The sequence below is a fragment of the Streptomyces sp. SCSIO ZS0520 genome, from assembly GCF_025643355.1.
Lineage (GTDB): Bacteria > Actinomycetota > Actinomycetes > Streptomycetales > Streptomycetaceae > Streptomyces > Streptomyces physcomitrii.
In genome coordinates, this window is the sequence record NZ_CP092644.1 from 4562545 (window position 1) to 4580394 (window position 17850).

A 17850-nucleotide genomic window follows, 5' to 3' on the forward strand; every position below is an offset into this window, starting at 1 on the left:
ATTCCAAAATTTTGGAATGCACACCCCCAGGTCTGTCCCCACTGGGTGGTGGGTGTTCCGTCTCAGTGGACGTGGGCCCTCGCGAGACGGTGGCCTGGGGTGGTCCGAGGGAATGACGGGGCTGTCTCGCTCAACCTGAGCAGCGGGCTGCCGCGGCCCTGTGTCCTCGCTGCGGCGCTGAGCGGGCCAGAGGCGTCGGAGGCTTCGAACTCGGTGCGCTGTCGATGGGTGGAGAACGCCTCCGGCCGCCGAAGTGACCCCGCACACTATTGCAAGCGGCTGCTTGCAATAGTTAGCGGTGGGCGGCATGCTGTTCGCATGGCTTCACTCAACGTCGGCGGTCTTGGTGAGTATCTGCGGGAGCAGCGGCGTACGGCGCAGCTCTCCCTGCGGCAGCTCGCCGATGCCGCCGGGGTGTCGAATCCGTACCTGAGCCAGATCGAGCGCGGGCTGCGGAAGCCGAGCGCGGATGTCTTGCAGCAGGTCGCCAAGGCGCTGCGGATCTCCGCCGAGACGCTGTACGTGCGGGCCGGGATCCTCGACGAGAAGGAGCGGGACGAGCTGGAGACGCGCGCCGTCATCCTGGCCGACCCCTCGCTCAACGAGCGCCAGAAGCAGGTTCTCCTCCAGATCTACGAATCCTTCCGGAAGGAGAACGGCAGCGGCGGGCCCGAGACCGCGGACCAGTCCCCGGACGGGGCGGCGGCCCAGGACCGTACCGACGCGCAGGACCGTACCGACGCCGGTGCTCCGTCCGATGCCGGGGTTCAGTCCGGCGCCGGACGGGCCGACGTAGAGGGAGAAGCGGAAGCAGAAGGAGACGGAGGCGGAAGGGGCGGGGAGCGCGGATGAACGGCGCACCCCGGAGGCCGCTCGCCTGAGGGCAGGCGCCGACCGCCCACCCACGACGACGCGCCACCGCGACACCGAAGAGATACGACGCACCACCCGCCACACCGAAGAGAACCGAAGCGAACCCAACCCAACCGAACCCAACCGAAGTGATCCGGGAGGACACCAGTCATGGCCATTGCCGACGACCTGCGTAAGACGTTCACCGACCCGAGGCCGTTCTACTTCGCGGCCGGAACCGCCGACCTCGCGCTGCAGCAGGCCAGGAAGGTGCCCGGACTGGTCGACCAGCTGGTCGCCGAGGCCCCCGCGCGCTTCGAGGCGGTCCGCGGTACCGACCCGAAGGCCGTGCAGGAGAAGGCCGCCACCCGGGCCAAGGAGGCGCAGGACACCCTCCAGACCAAGGTCAACGAGCTGCTCGGCACCCTCGACTCCGACTTCAAGAAGCTCGGCGAGAGCGCCCAGGGCGCCGCGCTGCGCGGTGTCGGCGTGGCCTTCGAGTACGCGGTGAAGGCGCGCGAGGCCTACGAGAAGGTCGCCGAGCACGGCGAGCAGACCGTGCGCACCTGGCGCGGCGAGGCCGCCGAGGACCTCACCGAGATCGCGATCGTGGTCGAGCCGGAGTCGGTCAAGGTCGAGGACGAGAAGCCCGCGGCCAAGCCCGCCGGCGCCAAGTCCGCGACCGCGAAGCCCGCGGGCGCCAAGCCGGCCGCGAAGGGCGCGGAGGCGAAGACCGCCAAGCCCGCGACCGGTACGGGCGCCAAGTCCGCGACCGGTACGGGCGCCAAGCCCGCTTCCTCCGGCACCGCCGCCTCCGGGACGAAGGCCGCCGCGTCTCCGACCCGGAAGACGGTCACGAAGAAGGCCACCCCGGCCGCCACCTCCGCCCCGCGCAAGGCCGCGGCGAAGAAGTCCACGCCGCCCGCCAAGTGAGCAGGCCGGTGATCACGGGCCGGGCACTTCCCGAGTGCCCGGCCCGTTGTCGGGGTAGCGGGGTGACATAGCGGGTTACCGTGTCCGCGTAGATATGACCCGAGTCTGGTGGTGGACGTTGTGCTGATGCAGGGGTTCGCGGGATTCATGTGGCTGCTGAGTACGGCCCTGATCCTCTTCAGCGGCTTCGCGCTGGTCGACGCCGCGATCCGCCGGGAGGACGCCTTCCGCGCGGCGGACAAGAAGACCAAGCCGTTCTGGCTGGTCATCCTCGCGCTCGCGTTCATCGTGAACTGGATCTTCGGCATTCTGTCGTTCCTGCCGATCATCGGGCTCATCGCGACCATCGTGTACATGGTGGATGTCCGTCCCGCGGTCCGCGCCGTCTCGGGCGGTGGCGGCCGCCGCCGCGGTTCCAGCAGCGACGGGCCGTACGGGCCGTACAACGGCGGCCGCTGAGGCGCCTGCCCCACCTACCCCGGCTCACCCGGAGCCCGGAGCCCGGAGCCCGGAAGCCCAGGGCTCAGTGCCCCGTGCCTCCGCCGGATCCGCGGTCCAGCAGGACCACCGCCACGTCGTCGGTGAGGTCCCCGCCGTTGAGGTCGCGTACCTCGTTCACGGCGGACTGCAATAGCTCCTCGCCCTCCAGGCCCGCCGCGAAGCTGCGGGCGACCAGCTCCACCATGCCGTCCTGGCCGAGGCGCTGCCGCCCCTCGCCGACGCGGCCCTCGATCAGTCCGTCGGTGTAGAGCATCAGACTCCACCGGGCGCCGAGTTCCACCTGGCGGCGCGGCCAGCGGGCGCCGGGGAGCAGACCGAGCGCGGGGCCGCCGTCCTCGTACGGCAGGAGCTGGGCGCGGTGGCCCGGCCGGGAGAGCAGCGGGGCCGGGTGCCCGGCCAGGCACAGGCCCGCGCGGCGGCCGTCGGGGGCGATGTCGAGGGTGCACAGGGTGGCGAAGATCTCCTCGCTGGCCCGCTCGTGCTCCAGGACCTCCTGGAGGGTGGAGAGCAGCCGGTCGCCGCAGAGCCCGGCGAGGGTGAGCGCCCGCCAGGCGATGCGCAGCTCCACGCCGAGGGCCGCCTCGTCCGGGCCGTGCCCGCAGACATCGCCGATCATCGCGTGCACGGTGCCGTCGGGGGTGCGTACCGCGTCGTAGAAGTCGCCGCCGAGCAGGGCGCGGGAGCGGCCGGGCCGGTAGTGCGCGGTGAAGCGGAGCGGGGAGCCCTGGAGCAGGGGAGTGGGCAGCAGTCCGCGTTCCAGGCGGGCGTTCTCCTCGGCGCGCAGCCGGGACTCGGTCAGCTGGCGCTGGGCGATGTCGGCGCGCTTGCGCTCCACGGCGTACCGGATGGCGCGGCTGAGGAGGCGCTCGTCGAGTTCCTCGCGGACGAGGTAGTCCTGCGCGCCGACCCGGACCGCCTCGGCGCCGCGTTCGGCGTCGCCCGAGGAGGTCAGCGCGAGCACCGCCTGCCGGGGCGCGAGCCGCAGCACGTGCTTGAGGGTGACCAGCTCGCCGGTGGTCTCCGCGGTGCGGCCCGCGGGGACGGGCAGGGCGAGGTCGAGGAGGATGCAGTGCACGTCCTCGGTGAGCAGGCGCTCCGCCTCGGTGAGGTTGCGGGCGGTACGGACCCGGACCGGTCTGCCTTCGGCGTCGGCCATCTCGGGGACGCCGAAGGAGCCTGCCGGGTCGTCGTCGATCAGCAGCAGCGTGAGTCCGCCGCCGGGGGCGGGCGGGGGTGCGGAGTCGGAGGGCGCCGGACCGCCTTCCGCGGCCGGGACCTGCCTCTGCCGCGGTACGGATGCGGTCATCGTCGGTTCCTTCCCTCCCCCCGAGGGCATGGCAGGCGCCAGTCGACGCGCTGCCGACGGGGACCATAGCGCCAGCTCAGGCCGCAAGGGAATGGTGCGCGGCAACCAGCCCCTGTCATATGCCCCTGTGAACTGGGCAGTTGGCCCCGGGTTGGTCCGGGAAGGATGAGAAAGGTCACGTACGCGCCCCGCCGTCACCTCCGGCGGGGTGCGCCGCGTCACCCGCGGCTGACCGTTTTGCCGTTCCATGGAGGGTATTTCGGCATCGGTCCCCCTGGTGTGGGCCCGCCCTGCCGGGACCGTACGAGCCCGTAGGTTCCGATCGCAGGTGCCGGTCCCCTGGCTGTGAACGGCGGTTCCGGTTGGCTGTCCGGCGTACTCGTCACCGGTTCATCCCGGTGATTTGTCCGAGTCTGGGTGGGAGTCTGTCCGGGGAATCTGCCCAACAGGAGGGATCAGGAGGCCTGTTGGAAGGTGGCGGTGGCGGCCGGGTGTCAGATGAGGCCTTGGGAGACGCGGCGTGCGGCGGTGCGGATGGCCTCCGCGTACGGGGCATCGAAGGCCTGTATCGCGGCATCGAGGTCGTGATACGGGACAAGCGCCTTGTGCCCGCTGTCGATGGACTGCATCCAGGCGGACCAGGCGTCATGGACATCCTCGTCGGTGACCTGTTCTCCCTTCGCCCGCAGCAGAACGGCGTAGATGCGGAACAGGTCGTCGCAGTCAGCCGGGGGCGCGGCATGGGCGGGCAGGCAGGAGCGGATCAGGGAAGCCAGGGCATCGAGGTAGGTCACGTGGTCAGTGTGCCCAAGAAGACGAGCAGATGGGCACCTACGAACACCAGGGGGATGATGCGCTCGGACGTCCCCAGCTCCGCGTAGCGGGTGCGCCAGCCGTGGACGGGGTCGCGGCGCAACTGCTCCCACTCGTCGGCGAAGATCTTGACCGGGAGATCCTTCTCGATCTTGTTGATTCCCGTGAACTTCGCGGTGTTCAGGTCGCGGTAGCTACGCAGCTGCATCCACCATGCTGCCGAGAGCGTCAGTCCGGCCAGGAACAGCGAGGTGGGCACCCACCACGGCGCCTCCTCGGACAGTTTCGGGAATCCGAGGCCGACCAGGGCGACGAACGCGCTCTGCACGGTCAGGAAGAAGGCGTTGGCGGCCCCGCGGCGCGCTGATACGCGGTCGGCCATCTCGACGGCGAGCTTGTACAGTTCCAGCACCTCGGCCCGCTGCTGCGGATCAGGCGACGCCATGGTTCCTCCCGCGGTGAATATCCGTGACCATCGCTGCGCGGTCGTCAGCCCTGCCGGGGCCGCGCGCGTCCTGTCGGCTCGTCGGAGAGCGGCGGCCACCAGGTCGCTCGCCGAAGCTCTCCGCCCTTGCGGGCTTGTCAGTGCTTCTTCTTCGCCTCATCCGACGGCATGCCCGACTCATACCGGCGTAGTTGCGCGGCGACGGGGACGCTCGCCCGGGTCAGGGCCAGAGTCAGCCGGTCCGTGGGCGCGAGGCCCGCGCGCAGCGGTGAGTAGACGGGCTGCCGGTCAGGGGTGAAGTAGATGATCCCCTGGGCTCTCGACGACAGGCCGAAGCCTCCTCCGTACGTGGGGAAGTCCGGGATCCGGTCCGTCGGCTTGAGGTGCGGGCGCATCGCCTCGCGAAGGTTCTTCTGCAAGGTGGCGTATCCGGAGTCGCCCCGCACGGGGACGATCAGCATCAGGCGCTGAGGCGGAACCACCCGGAATGCCTCGGCCAGTTCCCAGGCAACGCCGTCGCTGTCTCCCAGGATCAGCACCACCAGGCGGGCACGCACCATCATCTTCGTCACGGCGGCGTGCCAGTCATGGCGGGGGAGGTAGAAGCGCGCGGCGCCGTCGGGGGCGATCTGCTCCCCGGGGACCCCGACGGCGATCGGGGGGCCGGCCCACCCCAGGGCGGTGCAGATCTTCTGCTCCTCCGGGGTGCCGACCGAGAACCAGCCCTTGAACAGGCTCTTCGCGGTGAACACCTGCTGGTCCCGCGAGAGGAGGGAATCCTCGTCGAAGGGCCTCAGCAGCAGGGAGAACGTCTGCGGTTGCACGTCGTCGGGAGAGCTCACCACCCGAGAACTCTTCGCCCGTACGTACAGGCGGAGCACACGGTTACCGCGGGCCACGGACAAGGCTGCCAGGAGGGCCAGTAGCGCGTAGACGGGGAAGATGTCCCAGCCGGTGGTCGGCGGGCCATCGGTGCTTGCCGACCGCGCGCCGACGTACGCCAGGGGAAGCAGGGCCAGGAGCCCGCACAGCGCGGTCGCACCCGCTGGCTGGAAGAAGGGGCGGCGCTCCCCTTCCCGGGGCACGGTCACCATGGTGTAGACCTTGCTCTCCGCGAAAAGCACCGCCACGACCACGATCACGGAGGAGCAGAGCGACAGCAGGTCGGTCCAGTCCGCCGTCCGCTCCTGTGTGCGTATCTCTTTGCCGACGGCCAGGAGGGTGGGCGTGATGAGCATCGCCCCCTGGGACACCATCAGGATGCCCATCACCATCCCGTAGCGCACGATCAGATGCCGATCCCGGGAGTTCTGTACGCCCCCCGGTTCTTCCTGCGGTTTCGCGGAATCGCGGAGCCCGAACTCCAGGGCGACGGCATCGGAGAGCTGGGCAAGAGACGCTCGCCGGTAGCTTTCACCGAGAAGGTAGACGATCGAGAGGAACAGGAACGTACTGGCCTGTGGAAGGTCCATCACCGCGGCATAGACCGCGTAGCCGATGCTTGCGAGTCCCAGCAGGCACAGCAGTCGCCCCAGGAGCATCCGGGACGCCCCCGACCGCCTGGTCTCCTCGGCACTGATCTGCGACAAACCCCCGCCCCCACTTCCACGCGAGCAGACCAGGATGCCCGGCCACGCCCCATGCTCGGGGTCGAACGAGGAAAACGGCCAGAAGTAGGCCCCTCGGTTCCGCGCGGACCGTCACCTCACCTGTCAGGCCGTACGACCCCCAAAATCGACATCGAGCCCGCCCCCGCGACGGTCACATGCCGCCCCGGTCGGGGCGCGTGGATGATGGAGCCGCCGCCTATGTACATGCCGACATGGCTGGCGTCGTCGTGGTAGATGATCAGGTCGCCGGGGCGCATCTCGCGGATGTCGATCCGGGGGAGCCGGCGCCACTGCTCCTGTGAGGTGCGCGGGATGGTGCGGCCCGCGGAGAGCCAGGCCTGCGAGGTCAGGCCCGAGCAGTCGTACGTCGTGGGGCCCTCGGCGCCCCATTCGTAGGGCTTGCCGAGCTGCTCGCTGGCGTAGGCGACCGCCTTCCTGCCCGCGGCGCTGGCCTTGCCCTTGATCTCGTCGAGTATCCCGGAGTCGAGCCAGGCGGCCTGGGCCTTGGACTGGGCGGCCTTCTCCAGGGCCTGGAGCCGGGCCCGCTCCTCCTTCTCCAGGCGGGACTCGACCTTCTCGGCCTCGGCGATCCGCTTCTTGATCTTCTTCTTGGCCGCCGCCTTCGTCTTGCGGTTGGCCTCCAGCTTCTTCCACTGCGCCGAGGCGTCCTCGGCGTACTGGCGCAAGTCCTCCTGGGTGCGGGTGAGTTCACCGAGGAGGCCCTTGGTGGCCTGCTGGCCCTGGCGGGCGCGGTCGGTGCCGTCCAGGAAGCTGCGCGGGTCCTCGCTCAGCATCAGCTTCGCCTCGGGCGGCAGGCCCCCGCCGCGGTACTGCGCGCGGGCCGCGGCGCCCGCCTTCTTCTGGAGCCCGTCGAGCTTGGTCTGCCCGTCCACGATGCGCTTGGCCAGCGCCACGAGCTGCCGCGACTGCCGGTCGGCCTTCTCCTCGGCGGCGTTGTACGCCTCGGTGGCCACCCCGGCGTCGTGGTAGAGCTTGTCGAGCCGCTTGCGGACCTCGTCCAGGTCGGAGGAGCCGGTGGTCCGCCCCGCCCCGTCCGGCTGAGCGCTCCCGTCCGTCCGCCCCGGCTGGCCGGTTTCCGATGGCCTCGGTGCGGGCTTCCCCGGCGCCGCCTCGGCCACCGCCGGCACGGCGAGCACGGTGATCGTGCAGACCAGGGCCATGGCAGCCCAGGTCGACCTCTGCTTCCCCGTCACGATCGAGCCCCCTATCCGGCTACTGCCGGGACTGTGTCGCCATCTGATTTACCGTCAGTAACTTCTCCCCGCTTACGGGATGGTGCCACGACTCGCGCTTCTGCGACAGAGCCTCGGTCCCGTCCCGTCCGCCTCTCGAACTGATCGACGATCCGGCCCCGCAGATCGTTCCACTGTCACCCAAAAGGGTGGGCAGGCGCGGCCCGTGAGCCCGCAGGCTCCCCTCCGCGGCCCCGTCGCCCGGCGCCCGTACGCCCCTCGTACGGACCCGGCGGAGCGTCAACTCCGCGCCGCCCCCGCTCAGTTGCGCGGCGCCAGCGCCTCCCACCGCACCGTGACCTCGCCCTGCCGCCACCGCCGCGGACCGTCGACAACCGGCCAGTCCGCCGCGAGGTCCCGTACCGCGCGGATCCACCGCTGCCGCGCCCCGTAGGAGGCGAAGGGCGCCGCCGCGGCCCAGGCGCGGTCGAAGTCGCGCAGGAAGGCGTGCACCGGCTCGCCCGGCACATTGCGGTGGATGAGCGCCTTCGGCAGCCGTTCCGCGAGGTCGGAGGGGCGGTCGAGGGAGGCGAGCCGGGTCGCGAAGGTCACCGTGCGCGGACCCTCCGGGCCGAGCGCCACCCAGACGTGCCGCCGCCCGATCTCGTCGCAGGTCCCCTCCACGAGCAGCCCGCCCGGGTCCCCGCCCGCCGCGTCCGGCAGGGCGAGCCGGGCGCAGAGCCGCGCCCAGGCCCCGGCGACCTGGTCCTCCTCGTACTGCCGCAGCACGTTCGCCGCCCTGATCAGCTGCGGGCGGCCGGGCACCGGCACCTCGAAGCCGCCCCGCCGGAAGTCCAGCCCCGGCCGTAGATACCGCGCGGCGGCGGCCACCCGCGCCGGTTCGATCTCCACCCCGACGACCCGGGTGCGCGGCGCGGCCCCGCGCAGCCGGACGAGGAGTTCCACGGCGGTCCAGGGCGCGGCCCCGTAGCCGAGGTCCACGGCGAGGGGCTCGGCGGCGCGGCGCAGCACCGGCCCGTGCACCGCGGCGATCCAGCGGTCCATGCGGCGCAGCCGGTTGGGATGGGTGGTCCCGCGCGTCACCGTGCCCACGGGCCTGGGCGGGGGAGTGCGGGCTGCCATGCGTACGAGGGTAGGCGGGCGCGGCGGGCGCGCTCCCGCCGCCGGGTCCCGCAGGCCGCACCCCACCCCCTGTCCCTGACCTGCGCACTCCCCCCGAAGTTGAGAGCGCGAAGGTAAGGATTGAGCAAAGCGGAAATGCGCTGCCCCTTTGTGTTGTTCCTGCACCGGAGGCCTCTGACCTCCACGCAGCCCTGCCCGCCCAGTCCTGCCGCGGGAGCGGCGGTGAGCCCGACGCGAGGAGGAAGCCACGTGAGCCAGTACGGGAGCAGGCTCCGCTCTCCCGGGGGCGCCCGGCTCCGCCTGCACCGCAAGCCGCGCCGGGTCGCGATGCTCAGCGTGCACACCTCACCGCTGCACCAGCCCGGCACCGGCGACGCGGGCGGCATGAACGTCTACATCGTCGAGCTGGCCAAGCGCCTCGCCGACCTCACCGTCGAGGTGGAGATCTTCACCCGCGCCACCACCGGCGGGCTGCCCCCGGTGGTCGAGCTGGCCCCCGGCGTCCTCGTCCGCCACGTGGACGCGGGCCCCTACGAGGGCCTGGCCAAGGAGGAGCTGCCCGCCCAGCTCTGCGCCTTCACCCACGGGGCGATGCAGGCCTGGGCGGACCACCGGCCCGGCCACTACGACCTGGTGCACTCCCACTACTGGCTCTCCGGGCACGTGGGCTGGCTGGCCGCCGAGCGCTGGGGCGTCCCGCTCGTGCACGCCATGCACACCATGGCCAAAGTCAAGAACGCCTCCCTCGCCGAGGGCGACCGCCCCGAGCCGGCCGCCCGCGTCATCGGCGAGACGCAGATAGTGCGCGCCGCCGACCGCCTCATCGCCAACACCGCCGAGGAGTCCGCCGAGCTGGTCCGGCACTACGAGGCCGACCCCGCCAAGGTCGCCGTCGTCCACCCCGGCGTCAACCTCGACTGCTTCCGGCCCGTGCCGCAGGGCGCGGCCGCCTTCGGCGCGGCCCCGGCCGGATCGCCGCGGGCCGCCGCCCGCGCCCGGCTCGGCCTTCCGCAGGACGCCTTCATCCCGCTCTTCGCGGGCCGCATCCAGCCGCTGAAGGCCCCCGACATCCTGCTGCGCGCGGTCTCCCTCCTCCTGGAGCGCGAACCGGGACTGCGGTCCCGCATGGTCGTGCCGGTGGTCGGCGGCCCGAGCGGCAGCGGCCTCGCCAAGCCCGAACGCCTGCAGAAGCTCGCCGCCCGCCTCGGCATCGCCGATGTGGTCCGCTTCCGGCCGCCGGTCGGGCAGGAGCAGCTCGCCGAGTGGTTCCGCGCCGCCTCGGTCCTGGTCATGCCCTCCTACAGCGAGTCCTTCGGCCTGGTCGCCATCGAGGCGCAGGCCGCGGGCACCCCGGTGATCGCCGCCCGGGTCGGCGGGCTGCCGGTGGCGGTGCGCGACGGCTCCACCGGCTTCCTCGTCGACGGCCACGACCCCGCCGACTACGCGGAGGCGCTGCGGCGCTTCGCCGACACCCACCGGCCGGGCCCGGACGCGCCGGGCAGCCTCACCGCCGAGATGGGCGCCCGCGCCGCCCGGCACGCGGAGAACTTCGGCTGGGCCGCCTCCGCCGCCGCCACCGCCGAGGTGTACACCGAGGCCATGCAGGAACACCGCCGTCGCGTACGCTCGCACCATGGCTGAGAACGCGGTGGAAGCCGAGCAGGCGCTGGTCATCGAGCGGGTGCTCACGGAGGCCGACCTCGACTGGGAGTCCCCGGAGCCCGGCGGCTACGTCGTCAAGCTCCCCGGCACCCGCAAGCTCTCCACCACCGTCTCACTCCGCCTCGGCCGCCATTCGCTCTCCCTCAACGCCTTCGTGATCCGCCACCCGGACGAGAACGAAGAGGGCGTCCACCGCTGGCTCCTGGAGCGCAACCTCAAGCTGTACGGGGTGAGTTACGCGGTCGACAAGCTCGGCGACATCTACCTGGTGGGCAAGCTGCCCCGGGCCGCCGTCACCCCCGAGGAGATCGACCGCCTCCTCGGCTCGGTCCTGGAGGCCGCCGACGGCAGCTTCAACACCCTGCTCGAACTCGGCTTCGCCTCCGCCATCCGCCGCGAGTACGAGTGGCGGGTCTCCCGCGGCGAGTCCACCCGCAACCTGGACGCCTTCACGCAGCTCCTGGAGAAGTCGGGCACGGCGCGGAAGTCCGAAGGTCCGGACAGCTCGTCCTGACCCGGAGCCCCGGCACCGGGTCCTCTTCGTCTCCCATCGCCTCTTCGTCTCTCAGCGCCGCTGTGTCTCCGCGCCCGTGCCCGCGCCCGTACGGCCCGGTATGCGCACGAGCCGTAGGAAGCCCCGGCCCCGTACGGTCCTGGCGGAGGGGAACTTCCGTGTCGCGGACGGCGGTTGCGGGACCGCGGTCCTCTGGGTGCTGAAGACGTAGCGGGTGCCGTCCTCGTCCGCGGCCCAGAAGACGTAGGGCTCGCCGAGGGTCAAGTAGCCCAGGGCCCAGGTGTGTTCGTCCCGGTCGGCCGTCCACGCCCGTACCGGATGGGCGTACGGGGCGGCCAGCTGGTCCGCCACGTCCTGGGCGCGCCGCAGCAGCCAGCGCAATGCCGACTGCGGTGAGTCGCCGCGGTGTTCGCCCAGCAGGACCCGGGGGCGGCGGAGCGTGTGCGCGACCAGCCGGGCGCTGTACGCACCGGGGCCCGCGTACGGTACGGGGGCCTCTCGCGTCGGCGGGATCACCGGGTCGCCACCTCCGGCAGCACCAGGCTCGCCCAGACGGTTTTCCCGACCCCGAGACGCGGTGCGACACCCCACGCGTCGGCCAGGGCGTTCACCAGGGCCAGTCCCCGGCCGGACTCGTCCTCCGGCCCCGCGTGCCTGAGCTGGGGCTTCTCATCACCGGCATCGGCGACTTCGAGCCGAAGCTCCTTGCCGCTCAGCTCGAAGCGGACCCGGATCTCGCGGCCGGGAGCCGTCTTCGCGGCCATCGCGTTGGTGACCAGTTCGGAGAGCAACAGGACTGCGGTGTCTACGACTTCACCCTCCACGTGCCACAGCGCGAGCTGGCGCCGCAGGGCCTGGCGGGCGCGGCCGACATTCGGACGCCGCCGCGGGTACTGGAACGCGACGGCCTCGGCGGGGGTGGGCAGGGCACTTCCGGGCATGGCTCAACCTCTCGGGAGCAGGCGGGTGTTGGGGCGCCGGAGCGGGCCCGGTGGTCACGGGCGGCCCTCGACGGGAGCGGGTGCGCGGGCGGCCGGTCCGGATTGCCGGATTCTTTCGGCCGCGGGCTGCTGACCCCGTACGCTTCACTCCTCTCCGTAGCGATCTCGCTACCAAGGGGATTCAGCGTGGACTACTGTCGAGTCCCGTTCAACGTGTCGGCGTGGGATGGAAGGTGCCCCAACCAGCCATGAACAAGAACGAATTGGACCCCGATTCCTCCCCCGAGGCGGCCTACGGCGCGCGTTTGCGCAGCATGCGGGAGGCCCGCGGGTGGACCCAGGAAATCTGTGCCCAGCGCACGGGCTACTCCAGCGTGCATGTCTCCGCCGTCGAAAATGGTCGGAAACCTCCGACCCTCCGTTTCTCGCGTAGTACGGACCGCGCCTTCGGCATCACGGACACGGAGGACACCTTCGAGCGCCAGTACCGCGAGATCCGGCACGGCAGCCTCCTGGAGGGCTTCCCGCAGTTCGTCGAGTACGAGGCCCATGCGGCGGAGATCCGGCTGTACGAAGTCGGTGTGATGCCGGGCCTGTTGCAGACTCCGGAGTACGCCACCGTCCTGGCCGACAGCCACGTCAGACGAGGGGCCATCAGCGAGGAGCAGGCGCAGGAGCGGATCGCGCTGGTCGCGGAGCGGCAGAAGGCCCTCACCCGGCAGCCACCGCCCCTGATCTCCGCGGTCCTGGACGAGAGCTGCCTGCGGCGACCCGTCGGTGAACCGGCCGTGATGAAGGCCCAGTTGGAGTGGCTGACCGAGTTCGCCGCACTCCCCAACACCGTGCTCCAGGTCGCCCCGTTCAGCATGGGCGAGCGCCGCCCGTTCGATCTGCCGGTCACCATCCTCACGATGGGGGATCGCTCGCTTCTCTCGTACGCCGAGTCCGCGCAGCGAGGGCATCTGGAACGCGACGGAAAGTTCGTCCTTCCCGTGATGGCGGCCTACCATCAGCTTCAGGCAGAAGCCTGCTCGCAGGCGGAATCTGTGGCCATGATCAGCCAGTTGCGAAAGGGCATCCCGTGACGTCCGAATCCCCCCGTTGGTTCAAGTCCTCGTACAGCAACAACGGTGGCCAGTGCATAGAGGTCGCCGCCAACCTCGTCGCCGCGCACGGCGTGGTTCCGGTCCGCGACTCCAAGAACCCGACCGGCCCGTCGCTGCTCGTCCCGTCCTCGGCCTGGTCGTCCTTCGTGGCCGCGGTCAAGGACGAGGATGTCACCGCATGAGGTGAGCCGTACTGACCTACGGTGACCGGCCCCTGTCGTACGGGTTACGACGGGGGCCGGTGTGTATCTACCATCAACTCCGGGCGACGGCCTGCTCGCAGACCGCGTCCATGGCCATGATCAGCCAGTTGTGAAGGGGCATCCCGTGACGACCGAATCCCCGCGTTGGTTCAAGTCCTCGTACAGCGAGAACGGTGGCGCATGCGTAGAGGTGGCCGCGAATCTCGTCGCCGCGCACGGCGTGGTTCCGGTCCGCGACTCCAAGAACCCGACCGGTCCGTCGCTGCTCGTCCCGTCCTCGGTGTGGTCGTCGTTCGTGGCAGGGGTCAAGGGCGGGGACACCGCCGCCTGAGGTGAGCCGTACCGCCTGGGCCGGAGGTGAACCCGGCCCAGGCCAGGAGCCGTTCGCGCCGAACGGCCTCAGACCGCTTCGGTGGGCGCCGGCGGCGAGGTCTGCGGTCCGGGCGGGGAGGGTGCCTCCGGGTCGGCGACCAGTGCGGCCCCGACGGGGACATGGGGGACGGCCGTCGCCTCGTCGTCCTCCGCGTCCTTCTCGTCCTCCAGGCTCCGCATGAGCAGCCCGTAGCCGACCGCTCCGGCGGTGCCGATGACCGCGCAGCCCGCCCAGAGCCAGTCGGCGCCGAAGCGGTCGAGGACCAGGCCCGAGCTGAGCGGGGCGACCAGGGCGGCCACCGACCAGGACATCGTGTAGACGCCCTGGTAGCGCCCACGCCCCTCGGTGGGGGAGAGGCGTACCACCACGCCGGTCTGGGTCGGGGCGTTGACGATCTCGGCCAGGGTCCACACGCAGACCGTCAGCGCGAAGGTGCCGACCGACCCGGCGAAGGCGGTCAGCCCGAAGCCGTACCCCGCGACCAGCGAGGACACCAGGAGCAGCCGCCCGGGGTCGCGGTGCTCGATGAAGCGGGTGACCGGGATCTGCAGGACGACGATGAGCAGGCCGTTGACGGCGATGGCGAGACCGTAGTCGGCGGGGGTGAAGCCCGCCTCGCCCATCGCCACCGGAAGCCCGACATAGCCCTGCTGGAACACCAGCGCCAGCAGGAAGGACAGCCCGACGACGGCCATGAAGCGCCCGTCCCGCAGCACGCTCGCCATGTTCACCGCGGCGGGCTCGGACTTCTCGGCCCCGGCGCTCCCGTCCGGCGTCTTCACCGCCTCGGCGACCGGGCGGGACTCCGGGATGCGGCTCCAGGTCAGCACCGCGCAGACCAGCGTCATGCCCGCCTCGATGAGGAAGGCGGCGTGGTAACTGACCTCGGCGATGAAACCGGCACCGGCCGAGGAGACCGCGAAACCGAGGTTCAGCGCCCAGTAGTTGAGGGAGAAGGCGCGCACCCGGTCCTTCGGCGGCACGATGTCCGCCATCATCGCCTGGATCGCCGGGCGCGAGCCGTTCGCCGCCATGCCGACGCAGAAGGCGAGGGCCGCGATCGCGACCGGATGCGTCATGAAGCCGAGCACGCCGACGCTGACGGCCGTCGACAGCTGCGCGATCATCAGCGTCGGACGGCGGCCGATCCGGTCGGCGAGCACACCCCCGACAATCGAGGAGATCACCCCGCCGAGGCCGTAGAGGGCGGCCACCAGACCCGCGTACGAGGCCGAGAAGCCGCGCTCCAGGGTGAGGTACAGGGCCAGGAAGGTCACCACGAAGGAGCCGAGCCGGTTCACGAGTGTGTTCGTCCACAGCCACCAGAACTCCCGCGGCAACCCCCCGACACTCTTGCTCACGGCGGCCCGCAGACCCGCGTATGCCATCCGGCGTCCCCCTGTGCTCCCCGACACCGTGCTGCCCGGTGTCCTTCTGTGCTCGCGGAGGCCGTCGTGGTTCCGGCGTCTCCTTGTGCTCCGCGACACCGTGCTGCCCGGTGTCCTTCTGTGCTCGCGGAGGCCGTCGTGCTTCCGGCGTCTCCTTGTGCTCTCGGACGCCGCGCTGCCCGGTGTCCCTCCCGCTGACCCGGCCGTGGTGCGCAGGGCTTTCGGCCGACTGCCGCGGTAAGCGGCTCCGGCGGCAGGCATACGTTACGAACCCTGCTCGCCGGAGCGCCACTGAATTGCCGGGAATCGTCAATCGTCGCTGCCGGGGAGGGGCAGTCGCCACCGCCGGGGAGCGTCAGTCGTCACTGCCGGGAACCGTCGAGCGTCCGGGGGCGGGCGCGGCCCCGGGTCCCGCGCACCCGCCGGAAGGGGTCGATTAGTCTCGGACGCATGGCCGACGCACCGTACAAGCTGATCCTGCTCCGCCACGGCGAGAGCGAGTGGAACGCAAAGAACCTGTTCACCGGCTGGGTGGACGTCAACCTCACCGAGAAGGGCGAGAAGGAGGCGGTCCGCGGCGGTGAGCTGCTCAAGGACGCCGGCCTGCTCCCCGACGTCCTGCACACCTCCCTCCAGAAGCGCGCCATCCGCACCGCGCAGCTCGCCCTGGACTCCGCCGACCGCCTCTGGATCCCGGTCCGCCGCTCCTGGCGCCTGAACGAGCGCCACTACGGCGCCCTCCAGGGCAAGGACAAGGCCCAGACCCTCGCGGAATTCGGCGAGGAGCAGTTCATGCTCTGGCGCCGCTCCTACGACACCCCGCCGCCCCCGCTGGCCGACGGCGCCGAATTCTCCCAGAGCGACGACCCCCGCTACGCGACCATCCCGCCGGAGCTGCGCCCCCGCACCGAGTGCCTCCAGGACGTCGTCCAGCGCATGCTCCCGTACTGGTACGACGGCATCGTCCCCGACCTCCTCACCGGCAGCACGGTCCTGGTCGCCGCCCACGGCAACTCCCTGCGCGCCTTGGTCAAGCACCTCGACAACATCTCCGACGCCGACATCGCGGGCCTCAACATCCCCACCGGCATCCCCCTCTTCTACGAACTCGACACCGCCTTCAACCCGGTCAACCCGGGCGGCACTTACCTCGACCCGACGGCGGCTGCGGCGGCGATCGAGGCTGTGAAGAACCAGGGAAAGAAGAAGTAACGCACCACCGATAGCCCCCGTCCTACGAGTTCTTCGCGGGGCGGGGGCTTTTCTGATGGGTTTGGGTCGTCTCTCGGCCGTCGGCATGACTGAGTTACGACTCTGTGGGTCTACGGCTCAGCTGAGGGCCTTGCCGACCTCGTAGATCGTGGGCCTGTCTTCGGGCGCCGAGCTGAGCATGGCGTCGATCAGTTCGCCCAGCTCTCCACGCACTCTCACGGGTCGGCGTCTGCCACTCGCAACGGCTCGTCTCTGCTCAGGACGGGGTGCGCCGTCCGGGTACGCGACGGCCCGCCAACCCGTGGCGGAGATGAGCAGAGACGCGCCGAGCGCATACACGTCCGCTTCCTGCGTCGCCTCAGCCTCTCCGGTCGCGAGCACACTGCGCGCGATCTCCGGCGCTTCGTAGTGGACGAGGCAGCCGCGGAACGGGAAGTCGTACGACGTGGGGATGTGCCCACCCCGTGCCAGGGCCAGGTCGATGAGGTGCGCACGCTCCGGCCCGATGATGAAGTGGGCGGGCTGCACGTCGCCGTGGGCCCAGCCCTTGGCGTGCAGTTCGGCCAGTGCCTCTACGCAGCCGAGGGCCACGCTGGTGTGCGGTTCAGTACGAGAGCCCGGCTCACGGCAGGGCTTCCAGAGCTCGTAGAGGTCGGGCCCTTCGCGCCACGGTTGGAAGTTCCAGGTGCCCCGCTCCCACTCGCCGTAGGCGCAGTCGTCGAAGCCGAGCCGATGCAGCACGGCGCCTTCGCGTGCGGGGGCGAGTGCTGTCCAGGGTTGCGCGGGCCAGTCGACCGTAGCCTCGATCGGATATCCGACCTTCACGGCGTACCGCCCTCGATGGCTCTCGACCTCCCAGACCGTGGAGCCCCGGCGATTGACAACCAGGCGCTGAGCCTTGGGCATGAGTGTGTCGGCTACGACGATCGGCAGTTCAGGGGGTGTCCCGGACAACGTCAGTTCTCCTTCCGGGCAACGCGGCCGACCCCGTATCGAGGTCGACCGCGCCGCTGGTGTCGAGTCGCTACGCCTGACCGTACGGACGGCCGCAGTCCGAGTCGCACTGTGCGAGGTTGGTGCCGTCCACGGTCCAGAGGTCGTCGAAGACCATGAAACCGGCCGCCTTCATCGCGTGCGCGGAGGCGGCGACCCTCTCGGGGTCACGCCGACCACCGCCCGGCTTCGGGTTGTGGTGGAGGAAGCGGCCGGCGAACCGCCGGCACAGGTCGGCGTACTCCTTCGTATGCAGGATGAGTGCGTGCAGACCGAGGTCCACGTCGTCCGACGGGACCATGGGGACGGTTGCGGTCGCCGCGGCGGCCACGAAGGCCACCGCCTGGTCCGCGATCCGCTCCGCCCGGTCGGAGGGCTGCCCGTTGTGGAGGACCACGAAGTGCGTGAGGCTCTCGAACAGCTCCTCACCGGCCACCATGCGCCCGGTCTTCTGGTCGTTGGCCGTTGCCGTCATGCGAATGCTCCTACCTCGTCGCTGCGGTCTGGTACTCGCGCCCGCACCGGTCGTCGAGGACTGGCCCTACGACGGGCGGGACAGGCAAGGCCGCCTTCAACTTGGGGAGTTGAGGAGTGTGGCACCCAACTCGGGCGGCCGATCCACCGGCTGAAACCGAGGGCGTGCCGATCACCAGGCCACCCGA

Annotated in this window: 20 protein-coding genes; 9 read left to right on the top strand and 11 right to left on the bottom strand. The window is 71.0% G+C overall.

Translation table 11 applies throughout. The features are described from left to right. Positions 1-318 precede the first annotated feature (318 nt). The 3 genes from MID12_RS17910 to MID12_RS17920 all read left to right on the top strand — a co-directional run bounded on the left by MID12_RS17910 (position 319) and on the right by MID12_RS17920 (position 2244). Positions 319-852: a helix-turn-helix domain-containing protein gene (locus MID12_RS17910; RefSeq protein WP_040252022.1), complete on the top strand. Its 534-nt coding sequence runs from the start codon at positions 319-321 to the stop codon at positions 850-852. 171 nt (positions 853-1023) lie between these two features. Beyond that, on the top strand, positions 1024-1785 hold the full coding sequence (locus tag MID12_RS17915) for a hypothetical protein (protein ID WP_263168580.1): 762 nt from the start codon (positions 1024-1026) through the stop codon (positions 1783-1785). A 126-nt stretch (positions 1786-1911) separates the two neighbouring features. After that, the gene (locus MID12_RS17920; RefSeq protein WP_078845457.1) at positions 1912-2244 is read left to right on the top strand and encodes a DUF2516 family protein; all 333 of its coding nucleotides are present in this window, start codon (positions 1912-1914) and stop codon (positions 2242-2244) included. A 64-nt stretch (positions 2245-2308) separates the two neighbouring features. On the opposite strand, the gene MID12_RS17925 is transcribed toward MID12_RS17920, so the two are convergent. The 6 genes from MID12_RS17925 to MID12_RS17950 form a co-directional block, all read right to left on the bottom strand. Beyond that, positions 2309-3697, bottom strand: a complete 1389-nt coding sequence (locus MID12_RS17925) for a PP2C family protein-serine/threonine phosphatase (protein ID WP_411576970.1) — start codon at positions 3695-3697, stop codon at positions 2309-2311. A gap of 389 nt (positions 3698-4086) precedes the next feature. Then, positions 4087-4386: a hypothetical protein gene (locus tag MID12_RS17930; protein WP_263168584.1), complete on the bottom strand. Its 300-nt coding sequence runs from the start codon at positions 4384-4386 to the stop codon at positions 4087-4089. Next, positions 4383-4850: a hypothetical protein gene (locus MID12_RS17935; RefSeq protein WP_263168586.1), complete on the bottom strand. Its 468-nt coding sequence runs from the start codon at positions 4848-4850 to the stop codon at positions 4383-4385. Before MID12_RS17935 ends, MID12_RS17930 begins: the two co-directional genes overlap by 4 nt. Positions 4851-4987: 137 nt before the next feature. Then, entirely contained in the window at positions 4988-6439 is a 1452-nt protein-coding gene (locus tag MID12_RS17940) for a hypothetical protein (RefSeq protein WP_263168587.1), read from the bottom strand. Positions 6440-6555: 116 nt separating this feature from the next. Continuing rightward, positions 6556-7677 (bottom strand): C40 family peptidase, encoded by a 1122-nt coding sequence (locus tag MID12_RS17945; RefSeq protein ID WP_263173229.1) that lies wholly within the window; start codon positions 7675-7677, stop codon positions 6556-6558. A gap of 297 nt (positions 7678-7974) precedes the next feature. Further along, the gene (locus MID12_RS17950) at positions 7975-8796 is read right to left on the bottom strand and encodes a class I SAM-dependent methyltransferase (RefSeq protein ID WP_263168590.1); all 822 of its coding nucleotides are present in this window, start codon (positions 8794-8796) and stop codon (positions 7975-7977) included. 249 nt (positions 8797-9045) lie between these two features. On the opposite strand from MID12_RS17950, the gene mshA reads away from it, so the two are divergent. Together mshA and MID12_RS17960 are read left to right on the top strand one after the other, a co-directional pair. After that, a complete protein-coding gene (gene mshA, locus MID12_RS17955; protein WP_263168592.1) occupies positions 9046-10437 on the top strand; it encodes a D-inositol-3-phosphate glycosyltransferase in 1392 nt (463 codons plus the stop codon). Further along, entirely contained in the window at positions 10430-10972 is a 543-nt protein-coding gene (locus tag MID12_RS17960) for a YbjN domain-containing protein (protein ID WP_263168593.1), read from the top strand. Before mshA ends, MID12_RS17960 begins: the two co-directional genes overlap by 8 nt. Positions 10973-11023: 51 nt before the next feature. On the opposite strand, the gene MID12_RS17965 is transcribed toward MID12_RS17960, so the two are convergent. After that, the gene (locus tag MID12_RS17965) at positions 11024-11488 is read right to left on the bottom strand and encodes a hypothetical protein (protein ID WP_263168596.1); all 465 of its coding nucleotides are present in this window, start codon (positions 11486-11488) and stop codon (positions 11024-11026) included. Continuing rightward, positions 11485-11913 (bottom strand): ATP-binding protein, encoded by a 429-nt coding sequence (locus MID12_RS17970; RefSeq protein WP_263168598.1) that lies wholly within the window; start codon positions 11911-11913, stop codon positions 11485-11487. The genes MID12_RS17965 and MID12_RS17970 overlap by 4 nt, the downstream gene beginning before the upstream one ends. Positions 11914-12161: 248 nt before the next feature. On the opposite strand from MID12_RS17970, the gene MID12_RS17975 reads away from it, so the two are divergent. From MID12_RS17975 to MID12_RS17985, 3 genes are all read left to right on the top strand, one after another. After that, on the top strand, positions 12162-12998 hold the full coding sequence (locus MID12_RS17975) for a helix-turn-helix transcriptional regulator (RefSeq protein ID WP_263168603.1): 837 nt from the start codon (positions 12162-12164) through the stop codon (positions 12996-12998). Continuing rightward, entirely contained in the window at positions 12995-13201 is a 207-nt protein-coding gene (locus MID12_RS17980) for a DUF397 domain-containing protein (protein WP_263168605.1), read from the top strand. Before MID12_RS17975 ends, MID12_RS17980 begins: the two co-directional genes overlap by 4 nt. Positions 13202-13346: 145 nt before the next feature. Beyond that, complete coding sequence (locus MID12_RS17985; protein WP_263168608.1) at positions 13347-13553, top strand: DUF397 domain-containing protein; 207 nt, start codon at positions 13347-13349, stop codon at positions 13551-13553. Between the two features lie 68 nt (positions 13554-13621). On the opposite strand, the gene MID12_RS17990 is transcribed toward MID12_RS17985, so the two are convergent. Further along, positions 13622-14983 (bottom strand): MDR family MFS transporter, encoded by a 1362-nt coding sequence (locus tag MID12_RS17990; RefSeq protein WP_263168611.1) that lies wholly within the window; start codon positions 14981-14983, stop codon positions 13622-13624. A gap of 450 nt (positions 14984-15433) precedes the next feature. Here MID12_RS17990 and MID12_RS17995 point away from each other — a divergent pair, with 450 nt between their 5' ends. Then, a complete protein-coding gene (locus MID12_RS17995; RefSeq protein ID WP_263168614.1) occupies positions 15434-16195 on the top strand; it encodes a phosphoglyceromutase in 762 nt (253 codons plus the stop codon). A gap of 117 nt (positions 16196-16312) precedes the next feature. On the opposite strand, the gene MID12_RS18000 is transcribed toward MID12_RS17995, so the two are convergent. Beyond that, positions 16313-17149: a protein kinase domain-containing protein gene (locus tag MID12_RS18000; protein ID WP_263168618.1), complete on the bottom strand. Its 837-nt coding sequence runs from the start codon at positions 17147-17149 to the stop codon at positions 16313-16315. A gap of 70 nt (positions 17150-17219) precedes the next feature. Then, positions 17220-17663 (bottom strand): hypothetical protein, encoded by a 444-nt coding sequence (locus MID12_RS18005; RefSeq protein ID WP_263168620.1) that lies wholly within the window; start codon positions 17661-17663, stop codon positions 17220-17222. Between the last annotated feature and the right edge of the window lie 187 nt (positions 17664-17850).